General features: G+C 53.6%; 17 protein-coding genes and 1 tRNA gene. 8 read left to right on the top strand and 10 right to left on the bottom strand.

Annotated elements, in window-relative coordinates; genetic code table 11:
- Positions 1-352 precede the first annotated feature (352 nt).
- The gene (locus ACR0LW_RS17430; RefSeq protein WP_480883580.1) at positions 353-946 is read right to left on the bottom strand and encodes an ATP-binding protein; all 594 of its coding nucleotides are present in this window, start codon (positions 944-946) and stop codon (positions 353-355) included.
- Positions 947-1,028: 82 nt separating this feature from the next.
- Here ACR0LW_RS17430 and ACR0LW_RS17425 point away from each other — a divergent pair, with 82 nt between their 5' ends.
- The gene (locus tag ACR0LW_RS17425) at positions 1,029-1,247 is read left to right on the top strand and encodes a GDCCVxC domain-containing (seleno)protein (protein ID WP_480883578.1); all 219 of its coding nucleotides are present in this window, start codon (positions 1,029-1,031) and stop codon (positions 1,245-1,247) included.
- Positions 1,248-1,561: 314 nt separating this feature from the next.
- Here ACR0LW_RS17425 and ACR0LW_RS17420 read toward each other — a convergent pair whose 3' ends face one another.
- The 4 genes from ACR0LW_RS17420 to ACR0LW_RS17405 form a co-directional block, all read right to left on the bottom strand.
- A complete protein-coding gene (locus ACR0LW_RS17420) occupies positions 1,562-2,359 on the bottom strand; it encodes a transporter family protein (RefSeq protein WP_480883576.1) in 798 nt (265 codons plus the stop codon).
- A 164-nt stretch (positions 2,360-2,523) separates the two neighbouring features.
- Complete coding sequence (locus tag ACR0LW_RS17415; protein WP_480883574.1) at positions 2,524-3,504, bottom strand: CobW family GTP-binding protein; 981 nt, start codon at positions 3,502-3,504, stop codon at positions 2,524-2,526.
- Between the two features lie 14 nt (positions 3,505-3,518).
- Entirely contained in the window at positions 3,519-4,985 is a 1,467-nt protein-coding gene (gntH, locus tag ACR0LW_RS17410; RefSeq protein WP_480883572.1) for a guanitoxin biosynthesis MBL fold metallo-hydrolase GntH, read from the bottom strand.
- A gap of 25 nt (positions 4,986-5,010) precedes the next feature.
- Positions 5,011-5,229: a hypothetical protein gene (locus tag ACR0LW_RS17405; protein ID WP_170624857.1), complete on the bottom strand. Its 219-nt coding sequence runs from the start codon at positions 5,227-5,229 to the stop codon at positions 5,011-5,013.
- Positions 5,230-5,328: 99 nt separating this feature from the next.
- On the opposite strand from ACR0LW_RS17405, the gene ACR0LW_RS17400 reads away from it, so the two are divergent.
- Positions 5,329-6,663, top strand: a complete 1,335-nt coding sequence (locus ACR0LW_RS17400) for a tetratricopeptide repeat protein (protein WP_480883570.1) — start codon at positions 5,329-5,331, stop codon at positions 6,661-6,663.
- Between the two features lie 33 nt (positions 6,664-6,696).
- On the opposite strand, the gene ACR0LW_RS17395 is transcribed toward ACR0LW_RS17400, so the two are convergent.
- Both ACR0LW_RS17395 and ACR0LW_RS17390 read right to left on the bottom strand, forming a co-directional pair.
- Complete coding sequence (locus ACR0LW_RS17395; protein ID WP_480883568.1) at positions 6,697-7,878, bottom strand: MFS transporter; 1,182 nt, start codon at positions 7,876-7,878, stop codon at positions 6,697-6,699.
- A complete protein-coding gene (locus ACR0LW_RS17390; RefSeq protein WP_480883566.1) occupies positions 7,875-8,651 on the bottom strand; it encodes a DeoR/GlpR family DNA-binding transcription regulator in 777 nt (258 codons plus the stop codon). Before ACR0LW_RS17390 ends, ACR0LW_RS17395 begins: the two co-directional genes overlap by 4 nt.
- A gap of 61 nt (positions 8,652-8,712) precedes the next feature.
- Here ACR0LW_RS17390 and ACR0LW_RS17385 point away from each other — a divergent pair, with 61 nt between their 5' ends.
- Positions 8,713-9,093, top strand: coding sequence for a VOC family protein (locus ACR0LW_RS17385; protein ID WP_480883564.1), 381 nt, complete (start codon positions 8,713-8,715; stop codon positions 9,091-9,093).
- Positions 9,094-9,105: 12 nt separating this feature from the next.
- Here ACR0LW_RS17385 and ACR0LW_RS17380 read toward each other — a convergent pair whose 3' ends face one another.
- Positions 9,106-9,303, bottom strand: coding sequence for a hypothetical protein (locus ACR0LW_RS17380; RefSeq protein ID WP_480883562.1), 198 nt, complete (start codon positions 9,301-9,303; stop codon positions 9,106-9,108).
- A 216-nt stretch (positions 9,304-9,519) separates the two neighbouring features.
- On the opposite strand from ACR0LW_RS17380, the gene ACR0LW_RS17375 reads away from it, so the two are divergent.
- Together ACR0LW_RS17375 and ACR0LW_RS17370 are read left to right on the top strand one after the other, a co-directional pair.
- Positions 9,520-9,777: a ribbon-helix-helix domain-containing protein gene (locus ACR0LW_RS17375; protein WP_480883561.1), complete on the top strand. Its 258-nt coding sequence runs from the start codon at positions 9,520-9,522 to the stop codon at positions 9,775-9,777.
- The gene (locus ACR0LW_RS17370; RefSeq protein ID WP_480883559.1) at positions 9,767-10,111 is read left to right on the top strand and encodes a type II toxin-antitoxin system RelE/ParE family toxin; all 345 of its coding nucleotides are present in this window, start codon (positions 9,767-9,769) and stop codon (positions 10,109-10,111) included. Before ACR0LW_RS17375 ends, ACR0LW_RS17370 begins: the two co-directional genes overlap by 11 nt.
- Positions 10,112-10,469: 358 nt before the next feature.
- Here the strand turns inward: ACR0LW_RS17370 and ACR0LW_RS17365 are convergent, their stop codons facing one another.
- Positions 10,470-11,825: a tetratricopeptide repeat protein gene (locus tag ACR0LW_RS17365; RefSeq protein WP_480883557.1), complete on the bottom strand. Its 1,356-nt coding sequence runs from the start codon at positions 11,823-11,825 to the stop codon at positions 10,470-10,472.
- A gap of 428 nt (positions 11,826-12,253) precedes the next feature.
- On the opposite strand from ACR0LW_RS17365, the gene ACR0LW_RS17360 reads away from it, so the two are divergent.
- From ACR0LW_RS17360 to ACR0LW_RS17350, 3 genes are all read left to right on the top strand, one after another.
- The gene (locus tag ACR0LW_RS17360) at positions 12,254-13,513 is read left to right on the top strand and encodes a DUF3179 domain-containing (seleno)protein (RefSeq protein ID WP_480883555.1); all 1,260 of its coding nucleotides are present in this window, start codon (positions 12,254-12,256) and stop codon (positions 13,511-13,513) included.
- Positions 13,514-13,527: 14 nt separating this feature from the next.
- Positions 13,528-15,192, top strand: coding sequence for a sulfatase-like hydrolase/transferase (locus ACR0LW_RS17355; RefSeq protein ID WP_480883553.1), 1,665 nt, complete (start codon positions 13,528-13,530; stop codon positions 15,190-15,192).
- 69 nt (positions 15,193-15,261) lie between these two features.
- Entirely contained in the window at positions 15,262-16,080 is an 819-nt protein-coding gene (locus ACR0LW_RS17350) for an outer membrane protein (protein ID WP_480883551.1), read from the top strand.
- A 223-nt stretch (positions 16,081-16,303) separates the two neighbouring features.
- Here ACR0LW_RS17350 and ACR0LW_RS17345 read toward each other — a convergent pair.
- Positions 16,304-16,378 (bottom strand) — tRNA-Phe (locus tag ACR0LW_RS17345).
- Positions 16,379-16,432 lie beyond the last annotated feature (54 nt).

The raw sequence follows: 16,432 nt of genomic DNA, 5'->3' as shown, positions 1-16,432 counted from the left end.
GATACACCATCCGCTCGTAGCGGTCCGGCTCTGGGGTGTACGGCATGGGTTTTGGCTTTGGCGGTCGTTGAGCTTTGGTCATGCGCACATAATCAATGGATTGTTGGGCCTGTCAAACGGATCACCTCCAGTAAGATCGACACGAGTTTCAGCGCGTCCAGGATGGGTGCTTATGGTTAGTCTTACTTCAAGCACTAAAGTCTTACGATTTGATCGATTGCATTCGGTACCGCTGCATAGACGCCGCGAAAGTCTGCAAAGCGGGCTGCAACCGCAGCATCAGTATGGCGGTTTGGATGTCGGCTCTGGGCCGAAACGTTTAGCGGAATACCCTTATTCGCGAAATTGGGTTTCAGGGTCGTTTCTGCACACCTTTGGAGGGGAGAGTAAATGCGATCATGGATTGGAAATGGCGCGAAAACTCATCATCAATACGACTGCGCAAGTTGGTGGCAAGTATCGTGACGGCAGTGCAGGTTTCGATTCGCTGCAAGAGGTAGGACACTTCAAGGTTTGCATATCGGTCATTGCCCGAACTAGCTTCAGTTCGCTTCGCAAAGAGTGCGTCAGCCTCATCGAAGAACAGTATCCAGCCTTTCTTTTCGGCCTCATCGAACACACGCGAAAGATTCTTCTCGGTTTCGCCAATGTATTTTGACATCACCAAGGATAGGTCGACTCTGTAAACTTCTCGACCGGTGGATTGACCCAAAACTGTTGCCGCCAGCGTTTTACCGGTGCCTGGGGGGCCGTAAAAAAGGGTTCGGTAGCCTGAATTCAACTTCCTGTTGGGGGCTCTATCTCTGAGAGCCGCGCGTTCATTCATGAGCCAGGTCTCGATGTGATCAATCTGGTCCAGAGTTTGCTGTGATAGAACCAGATCATCTTTTGTCAAATGTGTGGTCAGTCTGTGGGCCGGAAAATCACTGGCGAAATCGGGGGACATCGTGGGCTTCCCTTCTCTGGTATTGCGTTCCCGGAATGTCGCACATGCGGAGGCGGTTATCTAATCATGCAGATGTGAGACAATGACAAAACAAGCTGTGGTGCTGGATAGCACTTTGACTTGCCCTGAGTGCGGACGCATTGAAACCGAAAGAATGCCAACCGACTCGTGCCAGTCGTTTTATGAATGCAAATCATGCAAGGCAGTCTTGAAACCATTGGAAGGCTATTGCTGTGTTTTTTGTTCCTATGCAACTGTCCCGTGTCCACCAATTCAGTTAGGAAACCACTGTTGTGGATAAGCGGGCCGCAACCGCAATATCCGAGAAAGATGTTGATAGTCCGCATTGGCTCGTCCGCCAAAGTTTGCAAAGTCTGGTTTCTGCGCATTGCTGTAATTGGGGCATAGCGCAGCATCGGTCAATGTGGGCTCTAAATAGTCATTCCCTGCGGTACACGTGATTGGCTGATGGCAGCCCAAAGCAGACCTTCAAAATCGTGTTTTGCAAACTCAGAGTTGCGCAACGACCCAGACGTTCGAGAGACAAAACCGCTATTCGCTTTCATCCACGCAATGCCTGCATCCGGTAGCGATATTCACTGAGGAAAGGCTCAACTATTTGGGAAACAGAAAGGTAGCCACAAGTCTCGCGCCCCAACCGTCGGGCCCACTATCGGGGCCGTCGGCCCAATAGCGTACTCCTCCGCCTACGCTGATAAGTTGATCGCCGAGCTGGGTAACTTTGGTGACAACACCGTTGATTGGCACAGACCATTGATCGTTTTCCCAGTCGTAGGTGGACTCAGTGTTTAAAGTGAACGTCCACGCGTTCGAATTTGTGTAGGAAATAAATGTCTGTAAGAACGTCTGGTTGATGTCGGTGTTACCATCAATGTCCCAAATGTGATTTGTAAGGCCACCATATGTCCAAGGACCCTGCTGTTTGAGAGCCACGCCGGTAACTCCAGCACCCCACTCTCCGAGACCTAAACTGTTATCTGTCGACGTCGGCAGCAGAAAAACGGGTCCAGCCCCCCAGATCCAACCGCCAGCGCTCGGCTTTTTGGGCGAAAGAAAAAAACTTTGGACGGTATCTCCTAGCCCAGTTTCGGAACCGGGACCCGCTAGGCCGCCATCTATGGAGGCAATTGGAAGAATCGTTCGGGATATGAGGTTCCAATCATCCGTAAGATCAAAGGGAACAACCGGTTGTACGTTTAATATCCAACGCGAACCATTTCCGTCGGCACCCAAATTCTGATCATAATTCAGCTGGAATGGCACACTAATGAGAGCGGCCACTGGGTTAGCAAGTTGCTTTGCTAGCTCTTCTTCCTGGGACTCTGCCCACGCAGTACCAGAAAGGGCACTAATCCCGGCAAGTATGGAGCAGCGTAGCAACCCTAGATTCATAGGCGGTTCCCTTCAGCTGGCCGTTTTCTCATGGGTGGCTTGCACTTGAGATCGCCAGGTTGGCAATGACATCAATGGCCCGCTCACAGTCCGCCGCCGCCGAACTAGATGAAATTATTCAGCACGGCTGACTTTTAGCCCAAATACTTCATCGAACTTGGCTTTCAGACTGTCTCCATAAGCGTATCCGAAAGGACATCCTCGGAGAGCGCCCCCGGTGCGCCTATAGCGACAAGCCGTGTTTCGGGTTTGCGGTCACCCCAAGCACTATCCCGTGCGATGTCCATACGTTTTCCAACCACCTGAACAAGAATGCGATGATCTGGATCCTCCTCGCTGAAAACAAAACCCTTGAGACGATAAACGTCGCCCGGAAGCTTCCGAATTGCACTCCTGAGAGAGGATAGGCTTATCGGGCGTTCAGCTTTCATCATAGTTGTTGAGAAGCTGTCTGAGTGATCAGAGTGTTGACAACCACAATCTGGTCCATGTTCATGGTGATCAGGTATTTCCGTTTCGAGTTGTTCGGCGGCAAAGCGACCAACAGAAAGAAGTATGTCGAGTGGGACGTCTGCGTTTACAGCTTCGACCAGGCGATATCGACGGAAGCGAGATCCGAGCCAATCGTGCACCCTTTGAACAGCCGCCCTGTCGACGAGGTCGACCTTGTTCAAAATAACCATGTCCGAAAACGCAATTTGACGGAGCTTCAGTTCCATTTGTTCTGGTGCAGCAAATAGTTGTTCCGCATCGACAAGACACATGAGGCTGTCCAAGCGGATCATGTCCCGAAACTTTTGATCTGTAAATGTCATCGCGATTGACGATGGATCCGACACTCCACTTGCTTCAAGGACGATGTATTCCGGTTTCTCAGGTCGGGCGAGAACGGCTTCCACGGTTTCGATCAAATCATCACGGATCGAGCAGCACACGCAGCCGTTTGCCAGACTCATTACGTCATCTTCCAAGCCAACTACGAGATCAGCATCTACATTAATGGATCCAAAGTCATTCACCAGGACTGCCACTCGTAATCCGTGATTACCGGTGAGGATGCGGTTCAGAAGTGTTGTCTTACCGGCTCCTAGAAAGCCGGTAAGGATCGTTACGGGGATCGCAGAAGTCGAACCAAATTCAATCATTGTTCGATCTCCTATCAGTCTTCATCACGCGAGCCGATTACATCCGAAACTTTGATGGTAAAGTCCTGCGGCCAGTCCCCGCCGGGTGCTCGGAAAACGTCAGTTGGGTAGTATTCGCGTGGATCGATCTCCATATCACGGTATTTCTGGTCTTGCTGATCTGCTCGGGTGAGCCTCGGATTTGGCAATGTGATTTCATCCGGAAGCTCAATACGCCCGGCCTCGGCTGCCGCCGCCAGTTCACGAAATGGTGGGACAGTACCGGATTTTCCGGGCAGTGCGGCTTTCCTGTACCAAATCGCATCCTTGGTCACGTTCACAACGGCTACATCGAGACCCCATTGGAAAAGACCGTCGTAGTGGGCGCGAATACCAGCCAGCATTTCAGCATCGATGTCTTCGTCCTGGGTATAGTGTGTCACCATTCCCAAACGCGGCCTTGTGTCAGCAAAGAGCTTACCCACGGCATAGTGGGAGGTGTGATGCGTATCGATAGTGTAGTTAAAGAGATCCTGTGGGATACCGTATTTGTAGGTCATCAACTGACCAATATCCTGTCCCGACATTTCGGTTACAAAGACATCAACGCCTTCGCCGTATTTTCGTGAAAGCTCGTCTGGTCGACCATCGCCGGTCCATACAAAGCTCAACCCGTTCCAATCGAGCCGATAGCCAACCGCACCGTCCTTGGCATGGCTTCGTGGCCAGGACCGAACAGTCACACCGTCTTCATCATAAACGATGCCACCTTCCTGGCGGAAATCGAATTCATTGACTTCAATCTCGTAGCCGTCCCCAATCGGGAAAACATCGAAGGCCTCCAGATGCCATTTGAGCATCTGTTGCATGCCTTTAACCATTCCGGCTGTTCCAAGCTCGGGTGTCCGACCGGACGGGCCGTGAATACGAAGTGGAGTGTACCCTCCCGACCAGGCCCGGAACGGGTAGATGTAAGGGATGTCGGCGTAGTGATCGACATGCAGGTGAGAGATAAAGATGTCGTTGATCAGCTGCCCCGGCACCTGCATGGCGATGATGTTGCGGACACAACCGGATCCAAAGTCGAAGAAGAACCGTTTTCCATTTCCCAACTCTACCATGATACAAGTACCCGCCTGATCTTCGCGCGGCGGATAGGGTGTTGAACCACAGAATGAGATGCGCATCTCATCTGGCCCCAACTCCTCACTCAGTGGAAAATAGTTCGCGTTTGAACCAGTCATGTACTTCGTAGGACGGAAGTACTCCGGCAAAGATATGCCGCCTGCGGGTCGACCACCATATGGGTTTTTGAGTGTTTCTCCTAGAGGGCCGTCTCCTTCGTGGGCCTCGGTGCTTCCTGCCGCAAACCCAGCTGCCCCTGTCGCAGCCGCTCCAGTAGCCAAGCCCTTTAGAACACTCCGCCGCGACGGGTCTTCAATTTGGTCTGACGCCTGAGCCTGTTTGTCGTCCTGGTCTTTTCTATTGTCTTCCTTGGTCATGGATCGGTCCTCAGTTAAAAGTATCTCACAGTTTGCGCTTCAATATCCGGCGAAGCTCGTTGATGAGTTCAGATTTGATGTGGGCCCATTCGGCGCGCTCTGAGGCCGTGATCGATGCGTCTTTCGAAAACGCAGATGCTTTCTTCAGGTCTTCGATGACCTCGCCGAGAAGCGCGTCCGTTTCGATGTGCCTCGACAGCACATCGGAAAGTTCTGGAATTTCTTCAATCAGGTCCACCGTCACTGGAAAAATCCCGACACCCACTATCTATTCTCAAATCAAGATGAGTGCGGTTGACCGCAAAGGCCAAGTGAGTCACCGTGAGTTGGGGGTGAGTTGACATTGAACAAATCCAACGAATTGCCAATAAATCAACATGTTGGACAGCCTTCTCCGGAGCTCATCCGGGAAGCTCTGAGTCGAATTGTATCAAGCGACGGGTTTCAAGCTTCACCCCGACTCACGCAATTTCTCACCTACATAGTCGAGGAATCTCTATCTGGTCGAAGCAATCAGATTAGAGGTAAAGCTATCGCTGTTGAGGTCTATGGACGGCGCATAGATGGTACTGGTGGTCAAAACCTGGTTCGCGTTGAGGCTAGGCGACTGCGTCGTCTTTTGCATCAGTTCTACGAAGATCACTGGGACGGCAATGGAGTTCGCATCTTTGTTGACCCCGGCGGATACAAGCCGCGGTTTTCATACGTACCTACAAATGAAGATCGCACATCGAGTGCGTGGGACAGCGATGAGCCTGATGAGGGTCGGCGTTCGCTGAATCTGCTGCCAGCCGGACTGGGTGTTCTTGCATTAGTCGCTGTGCTTGGAATCTGGACGAGCCAGGATAACAGGGAGGTTGTGCCAACAACTCGATCCATCGAAGAAGCAGAACGTGTGGCGCTTGGTGAACAATCATTGACAAGACTCCAGGCTGCCAACCTTGCGGACCAAGCCCGAGGCATGTTTTTTCCCGTTTTTGATGTCAAACGTCAGCAAATAGCACTGGGAATGTTCCAGCACGCGATGGAACTCGACCCGGCTCTGTCTGATGGCTATGCTGGATCAGCGCAGGTCCTGGCGATCCTAGCAGTGCTGTCGCCGGATGAAGCACAGAGGGAGGATCTCTTCAACCAAGCCTCAGAAATGTCTGGAATAGGGCTTGAATTGTCCCCCGTCGATGCATGGGCAAACGGCGCAAATGGTTGGGTGCTGGCTGTCAAAAACCAGCCAAACGAGGCATTAAAGTACGCAAGAATGTCCGTCGAACTGGCGCCGAATGATGGCCATATTCTCGACCTTGCAGGTATCACCGCCATCTTGGCTAACGCCCCGGAACTTGCTGCCGAGGTTAGCAACCCGGAGAGGCCCAAATCAGGCTCTGGTAGGTTTGGTGCGAGAAACATCTGGGGCGTTTCACAACTTATGCTCGGGAACTACGAAAATGTTGTTGAAGCCTTCCAGGGCGCACCAGCTGCCGGAGCGCCAGTCAGTGCTCCTTCTCTCTTATTCCAAGCTGTTGCGTACGATCAGTTGGGAAATTCAGAAGAAGCACGACGGCTCGTCGCTGAAATGCACGGGACATGGCCTGAGTTTCCGTCCGAGTTTCTCGCCGACAGGATTTTCCACAACGACGTCAACACGCGGAATATGATACTGGAAACACTGAGTAGGTACTGACGAAAATTATCGAGACTGTTGCCTATGCTGGGTTCAGACTTTTGCCACCAGTCTCGCGAAAATCGGAACTGATACCATGAGCAGCGCAAGCATCCAGAATGCCGTCGCCAGTGTCGATGCCCCAGATATGAAACCAATCAATGCTGGCCCCATAAGGATGCCTGCATATCCCGTTGTAGTAACCGAGGCGATAGCAATCCCCGGTGGCATCAAGTTTTGACGTCCAGCGGCGCTGAATAAGATCGGCACCACATTCGCGGCTCCGAGCCCAATCAAGACAAACCCAAGCATGGCAACAACCGAGTTGGTCGATAGCAGAATACTCGCGATGCCAAGAACTGCGATTGATCCGCCAGCCAGCAGCACGAGATATTCCCCACATCGCTCAACAATTCGGTCACCAGTCAGGCGGGCTAATACCATTGCGATTGAGAACAATATGTAACCGACGCCGGCGCTTTCGGGTTCGGTGAGTTCAAGATCAATGATCAGAAGAGCGCCCCAGTCCAGCAGAGCACCTTCGATCAAAAACGTGATTGCCGCCAAAATGGCTAAGAGCAGAACAACCCCGCGCGGAACCACAATGGGTTCCGGATCCTTGCCACTGACCTCCAAAAACCGGGAGCGGGCCAGCAGCATTGAAGCCAATGCCACGATAGCCCCCACGATGGCACAAGCCAGAACTGGGATGGACAACGACAACAACAGTGTAACCAAACCAGCGCCGAAAAACCCACCAATACTGAACTGGGCGTGAAAGTTCGACATAAGTGGGCGATTTTCGATAGCTTCAATTTCCGCGCCATGAACGTTCATTGCGACGTCGATGGTTCCAAGTGATGCTCCGAAAACGAATAAAGCTGCACCCAAAGCTATTGGCGTTTGCGATAGTGCCAGTAGGGGAAGCATGGCGATCAGACCATAGCCTCCAAGCAAAATAAGTGGACGCGCTCCACTGCGCGCTGCCAAGACACCGGTAATCGGCATGGCGACTATAGATCCAAATCCAAGACAAAGCAGGAGTAGCCCAAATTGCGTTTTATCGACGTCAACGGATTCTTTGAAAAAGGGAAAAAGGGGCGCGCAGCAGGCCAGGGAGAAACCCGCCGTAAAAAAGGCCAAACGTGTGGCTAAACGCGCCGAGTTTGTAGCCGAATGTTTAGTCGGCTGGCCAATTCTCGGGGTCAGTTCACTTACACGAGAACTTTCGGTCATTTGGTCACCACACGCGTGTGGGACGCGAGCAAATCTGTTGTCGCGTTGTTTGAATCTGTAACAACGGCATCTATCTTTGGGAGCGCTACTGTTCGATGACGGGCTCTGAGGCCGATTTTCGCGTGACTAGTCACAACAATAGTGCGGCTTGCGGCCCGGTGCATTGCCTTCTTCATCATGGCTTCTTCTGCATCGTCCGAGCTTAAACCGAACTCAGCCTCCAGTCCGCACGCTCCCAGAATCGCAACATCTGCCGCGACATCCCCAACCCGTTCGATTGCGGTGTCTCCTGTCGCAATGCCACCTTGCGGCCTTAGGCTACCACCCAAAACATAGACCGGAACGTTTTTTTGCTGGCAGGCAATCGCAATCCAGGGCGACGGTGTGATCACAAGCCGACCCTCTTCGTGGGGCAGGCGTTCGACTATGGCAAGTGTTGTCGTGCCTCCATCGATCAGGAGTGTCGCCGCACTGCCTATCTCTCGGATAGCGGCAGAAACCAGCTTCGCGTCAGGCGCGACATCTCCCGACAGTCTTTTATGCAATGGCGGTGCCGGAGTGGACAAAGGCACAGCACCACCGCGAACGCGTTGGGCCTTTCCCTCTGCTTCGAGGGCGAGAATATCCCGCCGGATCGTATCAACTGACACGTCAAATTCTTGAGCAGCCTCGACCGCAATGACTTGTTGACCTTCCCGCAAGCGCCGAGCCAGTTCGAGTTGACGAGTGTCTGGTACATTCAAATTCATGCAGAAACCTTCAGAATATTGCAATAAACCGCATAGGCTGCTATGCGACGCCCGTCAATACTGAAAAGATGTGAGCGAGATTGGGATGAAATTGAACCACATTGCTCTTTGGACAACAGACTTGGAGCGCTCCTCGAAATTTTGGGAAGAGTTTTTTGAAGCGGAACTCAGCGACAGGTATGAGAGTGTGAATCGCCTCGGCTTTGCCTCCCGCTTCGCCACGTTGCCTAACGAAGACGTTCGCATCGAACTGATGGAAGGACCATGGGTGAAGCCTTACTTTCACGAGGAAGGTGGCTGGGCACACGTTGCCTTTTTAGTAGGTAGTGTATCGAAAGTTGATGAGGTGGCAGATCGCTTCAAACACGCGGGGCTGCTGGTGTCCAAACCGAGGCGAACGGGCGACGGATACTATGAAGCAGTGGTTCGATCTCCGGAAGGTCTCATGGTGGAGATCGTCGAATGAATTCACTTATGGTCAAAGGTGTTTTGATTTTTTGGTTTCAAAAGCAAAGACGACTTCGTTGTCAAGACGCGGCTCGACTTCTACGGTCAGGACAATCGTTTGTTGTTCACCTTCAACGGAATATCTTTCAAACGGCTCTACCGGGGTGCCCGCACCCAAACGAAAGCGAGACAGGGTCAGATAGCATTGCCCCGATAGGGTGCTGGACAAAAGCTCATCCTCGAACCGAAGAACTTGGGCTCAACCGGTATCAATGCACGGGATCAGATTCCTTTGAACGGCGTTGGCGTGCCAATACGATATAGCGGGATATGCAAGGAAGTTTGTTTCCGGATAGCAATGGCAATAAAACACGTTCGTGCGCGCCCAATATTGACTGTTGTTTGCAGCAGCTTATACTACTCAGTAGTAAACATGAGGCTTGATATGAGCGTTAAAGCATCAATATCCCTGACTGAGTCACAAGACGCCTACGCGCGGAATCTTGTCGCCCAGGGTCATTACGCTAGCCTGTCCGCCGTGCTTCAGCATGGGCTTGAACTGATGCGTGAGCAATCGCAAAACACTGACGCACTGCGAGAGCTGCTGGATCAGCGTCGAAACGGAACCTTCGTTACTCTCGAAGAAGGCAATGAGCGCACCAAAGACATGATCGCACGCAAGCGGGCTGTGCGTGGTCTATAAAGTCGTTCGCGCCGAAGAAGTCACCTCAGATCTCGATCTCATATTTGACTATCTTGTTGAAACCTCTGAGCACTTTGGCGAAGATCTGGAAACCGCTTTTCTGCGCGCTGAGAAGCGCGTCATAGAAATTCAGGAGAGCCTCGAAAGCCTGGCGAACGTTCCACATCAAGGCACCCTAAGACCACATCTCGGCAATAGCATTCGGAACGTAACCAAGAACAAAGCGATCATTTATTTTGAAGTCGACGATGACAAACTGATCGTACGCGTACTCGCTGTCTTCTATAGTGGTCAAAACCACGATGCGCACATTCTGCTGCGCCTATTGTCCTGACCCCACGCGTCCATTGGCCGTGCGATCGGCCGGCAGTTCTCATAAGTCGGCTACCTTATTAATAGTCGAAAAGTGCTGAATCTCGAGTGCATTCCTGCGGTTCAAAACCAAGACCTAGCCAAGGATTTCAGTCTGGATGCCATCAGGGTCATGGAGGAGAGTGGTCCACTCAGAGCTGGATCAGCGCGATTGGTGAGCTTTGGTCATGCAATGGTTGGTGGTTTGCGGATCCTGAAAGACGCAGTGAGACACTTCCGATTGGAATTTTTTGCTTATTCCATTCTGGCAAAGCAGATTTAGGCAAAATACGAGCGCCTTGCTTCCGGAGTTTGAATTCCAGCGTCGCATGTCTACCGGATCATTGATCAACAGGTGACGGCGCGATTTCGTCCAATGCGGACAGAATATCTTCGGCATGGGCCGGATCAGCAAACAAGGTCCGAAACAAAGCCGCAAGGGGGTAGTCAGGCCAGGCTTCCTGCAAAAGCAGGATTGTTGCACCGGCTTGTTCGTGTTCTCCCAACCGTTGATATCCGGCGGCCAGATACCCAATCGAAATTGCGCTTACCGGGTCGCCCAATCTTATCGCTTCGTTGAACTGGTCCACTGAATCCTGAAAATCCCCCAAATGGAAACTCGCAGAGGCCAGGACGCTTCGATATGGAAACCTTCGATTGTTCGGGTCGCTTTCTTGCGCGCGCGTGGCAGAGGCAATTGCGCGTTCGAACGCGCCGCCAAACAACGCAAACAAAGCGTCAAAATTTGTGACATGTATGTCGTCCGGCGCGAGGCTGATCGCCCGAGCGGATTGCTTGAGTGCCGCATCAAAATCGCGATTGGCGAACGAGACCAAAGCAAGCGCAGAGTGGCTCCACGCCTCATCGGGGGCCAGTTCCACTGCGTTGTTCGCGCGCACCCTTGCGAGGTTCAGCAGGTCGCGTTTTCCCTCACCGGGCGGAGCGGTGATTGCCAGAATACCCATGGCTTGAGCCGAGCCTGCGAAACCGCCGAAATATGTCTCATCCAAAGCGATAGCCCGGTCAAACATACCAAGTACTGCGTGCAGGCGTTCACGATCAAGAACCGGAAACATCAACGGGCGCGCCTCGGCGGCCAGGTTAACCGCCTGCAACTTTGTGGGGTTGGTGGAAAACAACGCTTCTCTGACCGCTTGCTGTTTCAAGGTGTCATCGGACTGAACAGAGGTGAATTGCGGCATGTCTGCAGCCTTGGAGAAAAAGACGACTACCCCAACCCCCAGCGCCGCCAGAACGACCATTCCGGGCAGCAGGTATCTCGGCAACGGCCGCTTCCGTTTCTTTCCTCGCTCAGGCTCCAGCAACTCGAACCGGGGCACATACCCACCGGGATCGACATGAATACGTAGGCGCTGTTCTTTCCCGGAGTTCGAGTAGTAACTGGCCAGCCGTCGGCGCATTCGGCCCGCGTCGACACGTACGACCGCCATCGGGTCGCCACCTGCGTCCAGCGATCTGCCATAGACGTCCTCGGCAATTGATTTGGCGCGAATGTCCTCGGCTTGCCCCGTCAATAGCTTTTCGACGACGTAGCTTAGAAAAGACTGCAAACGCTCTGCCCCGTCAAATTCGGGGCTTTCCAGAATCAATGCCAAAGCCCGCCGGATTTCTACATCCGAAAGAGTCGACCCAACCGGATCAGGACCCGGATCTGTCTGCAATTTCGTCAACGACATCGCCTTGGAAGCCTTCAGGCAACCTATAAGCCTCTGAAAAATAACATGTTACGTCGTAACATACGTTAAGATACCTGAATATGTAAATGAATTTCAGCGATATTGGATGGGAAAGGAGGGGGAGCGCGCCTCGTCGTTGGGGCAGAACTTGGGAACATGCGATTTGAGGATCACTATGGACACACTGTCGATGTTGTTTCCGGACCGGGCGAATGAAATCGGACGCCTTCGAAGCGCGGACACTGTGTTTGCCCAAATCTGCGTTGATTATGAAAGCCTGGCTGCCCTGTTACCCTGCGATGCCAGTGATCCGACCTACTCTGATTTAATCGATAGCCTTCGGGGGCTTGAGGACGAAATTCACCTTTACCTCGCGTCCAGATCAAAACCTCCCGAAGGCTAACCAGAACACGGCAAAGGCGATCCAAATGCTGGCAAATCTCTTATTCTACGCGGGTCTCATCGTATCGTTGACGATAGGGTTCATGTATTTCCGCGACCTCGGCGACATCAGCCAAATGGTGTTGAAGGTGAAGCGGAACAACATGATCCGATTTATCCGCAACGAAAACGCCTATCTGGCCGCCGGTATCGGAGCATTGATCCTTATGCTTATTGGCCATTTAATGGGCGGTGGCCCCGGATGGTTGTTTTTCCTGGGCATGCCGGCCGTGACCGTGCTGATCATCTTCCTGTTCGTCTTCCCCTGGGTTTGGGTCCACATCGGCCTGCGCAATCAGCAAAACAGCGCGCAGTATTTCCCGATCTCAGAAGCGCGCGATTACATCAATCCATCGGCAAGCGTTCTGGTGATCGAGAACAATGGCCACGCACGCGCGCATTCCGACGCGCAGTTGATGCGCCCGCATCTGGCCGGGAATGCGAAAGGGCTGGGTGGAGACGACATCGTGATGACCTATTGCGCGATGGCCAATCTGGGTCTGGCCTACAAGCCCTTAGTCGATGGCAAAAGACTGGACCTGGAAGTGCTGGCCCAGCACGGCAACAACCTGATCCTGCGCGACAACACCAGTGGCGAACCGATCCAACAGATCTATGGCCATTTCGACAGCGATGCCTCAGGGCAGTCCGCAATGCAGCCCTGGCCAACCTTCCGGATGAGCTTTCGTGGATTTCAGAAAGCCTACCCGGACGGTGAGGTTTTTCTGAACAAACCGTCATCGAACCCATTTCTAAGGCTGTTCGATATGTTCACAGAAACCGTGTTCTCGTCGGGCATCGCAAAGCAGCATCAGGAATCCGCGCCGGTCATGGACAACATGAGCCACAGCGACGACCGCCTTCCAAACAAGACATACGTCTGGGGCGTGACGGTTGGTGACGATGCCGTGTGCTGGACCGATGATTTCATTGCCGAACATCACGGGCTGATCAATGCCACGGTGGGCGGTCGCGACGTCGTCGTGTCCTATGACCCGACCTATGAAAGCGTTGGCGTCTGGTACAATGACAGCGGCACGCCAGTGACAGAGATCGATTTCTTCGGAAATGCAGATTGCGGCAAGCTGAACCGGGTCGAAACCCTGCGATCCGGGATGTTCTGGCACGTCTGGGTCGAGTTCTTCCCCGGCACCGACATCAACCGCACAACCGCAGGGTACACCGAGCCCACTCGCCCGCAGCCCGCTGTCGAATCCGCAACCGAACACACACCTAAACAGAATTAATGAGGAGCACCGAAATGAAAAAACGGATTGGCCTTTCGGCACTCATCTGTCTCGCTGCAAACGTCGCAACAGCGCAGAACGCACCCATTGTCCACGACGCCGAGTACTATATCCTCGAAGCGCAAAACGCGGAACAATGGGCGGCGGATAATGCCGAGGTCGATCAGCTGCTGGAGGACTTCCGGGCCACAAACGAAGGTAAGCCGCCGAACATCCTAAACATATTGATTGACGATATTGGTTTCGGCGATCTGGGCATTCCCGAACTCAACGCTGTGCGCGGGTATTCCACCCCGAACATCAACGATTTTTCGGATCAGGCGATGCGTATGGTGCGCATGTATACCGAGCCTTCGTGCACACCCACCCGGGTTGCGATGATGACCGGACGGCTGCCGGTGCGGATGGGAATGGGCGACACCACCGTCGACATCGCAGGGTTCGGCCTGCCCGCTGAAGAGGTGACACTGGCCGAGGTCCTGTCAGGTGCGGGGTATGCGACAGCGCATGTCGGCAAATGGCATATGGGCGATATCCCCGAAGCCTGGCCGCATAATCAGGGGTTCGACTGGGCCGGTTTCCCGGTGCACCAGCAGGGGCAGCTTACGATCTTCAATGATGACGCAATCCGGGAACAGGTCTCTGTCGGGATATCGGATTTCGATGATCGCTTTGTTCTGGACCACTTCTTTCGCCCCGACCCGGCAGCCATGGTGACCGGGCTAGAGGCCGAAAAAGGAGGAACCGCGCGCGAAGTTCATATGACCGCGGGCGAACGCTGGACAGCAGAAAAATACGACGACATGAACCAGCGCTATCAGGATCAGACCCTGGAACAGCTGCGCAAGCTTGCGGGCGGTGATCAGCCCTTTTTCCTGCAATACTGGCCTCTGATCCCGCTCGATAATACACGCGCAGGCCGCAGCGGGCCGCAATCGCCAAACGGCGGGCTTTATGTCGATAAAATGCAACTGCTTGATGAGTGGCTGGGCGACATCTTTGCCGAATTAGAGGCACTTGGCATCGCCCAAAACACCATCGTCGTCGTCATGGGCGACAACGGTCACTTCACCAAATACGCCCCTCAGTCCGGGTTCACACCGATGGTTTTCTCGGGCGGCAAAGGCGATGTATCCGAAGGCGGTATCCGGGTCGACAGCTTCATCCGCTGGCCCGGCATGATCGAGGCAGACGGGATTGTTGGGGATATCGTCCATGTCTCTGATCTGTACACAACACTGGCTCGGTTTGCGGGGGCGGATGCAGGTATCCCCAGGGACCGGTTGGTAGATGGCGTCGATCAATCTGCACTGTTGCTTTTGGGGGAAACAAAGGGCCGGCGGGATCACCTGATCGTCTATTCGGTCAAAACGCCCAAGGCGATCATCAAGGATCAGCTAAAGCTGCGTATTCCAGGATCCGGAGAAAGCGCAATCCTTGCTGACTTCTTCGATGTTTACCGGGACACGCATGAAAAATACCCGGTCTCTACCGAGGTTGGCGCCTGGGGCGGGCAGGAATTTGTACGCATTCTCGGACGGCATCTAAAGCGCAAGGAAACGTACCCCGACACCGAACCCGCACGCGGCGTTCCATATGAAGGCATCGACAACCTGCGTCCCGAAACCCAGGCCGCTGTTGAGGCCTTTCTGCTCAAACAATCCTCGGTCAGCAAGTGACCAGAGGCGCTGTATTCGTGACGAACGGACTGTCCGCCTGGCCGCGGAGTAGATTAAGGAGATTGAGACATGACCATCAGATCAGCCGCCTGCACCGCAAGCACAATTGCTCTGCCCTGTCTGCTTGCTTTTGGCGCATCTGCCCAATCTCTGCCCGCGCCCGGCCAGAATGACAAAGGGTGGCGACATACCCTGGGCTTCTATTTGTTTACGCCACTCAGGACCTCTGGAACGTCAACGGTTGCGGGTGTTTCCGCCGATATTGACCTTGATCTCGGCGATGTGCTGAGCGTTCTGGATTTCGCGGCCGCCGGGCGGTACGAGGCATGGAACGGCGATCTGGGGATTATAGTCGACGCCAATTATGTGGGCATCGAAGAGGATGCAACACTTCCCGGCCCACGCGCGACAGCCGTGAACGTGGATGTCCGGCAGAAGTGGTTCGCGATCCTCGGCGCATATCGCGTTGCTGACGGAACCTATGGAGCGAACAACCAACGCTACACCGTCGATCTGCAAGGCGGCCTGCGCTATAACTCGATCCGGCAAGAGATCGATTTCACCACATCCGGGCCAGCAAACCCACCCACCCTTGGCGGAGACCAGGACTGGATCGAACCAGTCATAGGGGCCCGCGGCATGTGGCGCCTCAACGAGCGCTGGACGACCATCGCCTCACTGGATCTTGGCGGCTTCGGGGCCGGAGGCAACGACCTTCAGGTCGGGGCCAATATCGGATTTGACTATCAGCCCTGGGAGAATACGGCGGTTACGTTTGGCTACCGTTATTTCAGCGTCGATTACAGCGATACACTCGACACTGGCGACTTTGCCTATGACGTCACACAGCACGGGCCCTATTTCGGGGTTAAGATTTTTCTGAACTAGGCTCCGGACCCAGTGCTTTCAGAGTTTCGGTATATTTCCCGGCCAAATGTCGAGTGAGGTGTTACCCCGCTCTATTCATATTTCGACAGTGCCGACGCAGAAACAAAAGTAAAACACAACATCATCCACGAAGGTGTACTTGGGTGAAATGGCCCCTTACATGGTCTACGGCTCCAACCTGCTGTTAAAAGCTGGAGTGAAACCATGGGCTTACCTGATGATATGGTGCCCGGGGGCGGAATCGAACCACCGACACGAGGATTTTCAATCCACTGCTCTACCCCTGAGCTACCCGGGCACGGGAACGGTGTTTGCCGTTGGGTGGAGGCGTTCTATGACTTGCGTTCAGCAG

This window comes from Ruegeria sp. N4 (assembly GCF_056531425.1).
Note: the sequence above shows the minus strand (reverse complement) of the source record. Positions and strands in the feature narration are given on the sequence as shown.

Excerpts from the sequence above, each read along its gene's own strand:
- ACR0LW_RS17360 (WP_480883555.1), top strand. The coding sequence starts at position 12,254 with ATGCTGGCAAATCTCTTATTCTACGCGGGTCTCATCGTATCGTTGACG.
- ACR0LW_RS17395 (WP_480883568.1), bottom strand. The coding sequence starts at position 7,878 with ATGACCGAAAGTTCTCGTGTAAGTGAACTGACCCCGAGAATTGGCCAG.
- ACR0LW_RS17420 (WP_480883576.1), bottom strand. The coding sequence starts at position 2,359 with ATGAATCTAGGGTTGCTACGCTGCTCCATACTTGCCGGGATTAGTGCC.
- ACR0LW_RS17355 (WP_480883553.1), top strand. The coding sequence starts at position 13,528 with ATGAAAAAACGGATTGGCCTTTCGGCACTCATCTGTCTCGCTGCAAAC.
- ACR0LW_RS17430 (WP_480883580.1), bottom strand. The coding sequence starts at position 946 with ATGTCCCCCGATTTCGCCAGTGATTTTCCGGCCCACAGACTGACCACA.
- ACR0LW_RS17385 (WP_480883564.1), top strand. The coding sequence starts at position 8,713 with ATGAAATTGAACCACATTGCTCTTTGGACAACAGACTTGGAGCGCTCC.
- ACR0LW_RS17365 (WP_480883557.1), bottom strand. The coding sequence starts at position 11,825 with ATGTCGTTGACGAAATTGCAGACAGATCCGGGTCCTGATCCGGTTGGG.
- gntH (WP_480883572.1), bottom strand. The coding sequence starts at position 4,985 with ATGACCAAGGAAGACAATAGAAAAGACCAGGACGACAAACAGGCTCAG.
- ACR0LW_RS17375 (WP_480883561.1), top strand. The coding sequence starts at position 9,520 with ATGAGCGTTAAAGCATCAATATCCCTGACTGAGTCACAAGACGCCTAC.
- ACR0LW_RS17350 (WP_480883551.1), top strand. The coding sequence starts at position 15,262 with ATGACCATCAGATCAGCCGCCTGCACCGCAAGCACAATTGCTCTGCCC.
- ACR0LW_RS17415 (WP_480883574.1), bottom strand. The coding sequence starts at position 3,504 with ATGATTGAATTTGGTTCGACTTCTGCGATCCCCGTAACGATCCTTACC.
- ACR0LW_RS17425 (WP_480883578.1), top strand. The coding sequence starts at position 1,029 with ATGACAAAACAAGCTGTGGTGCTGGATAGCACTTTGACTTGCCCTGAG.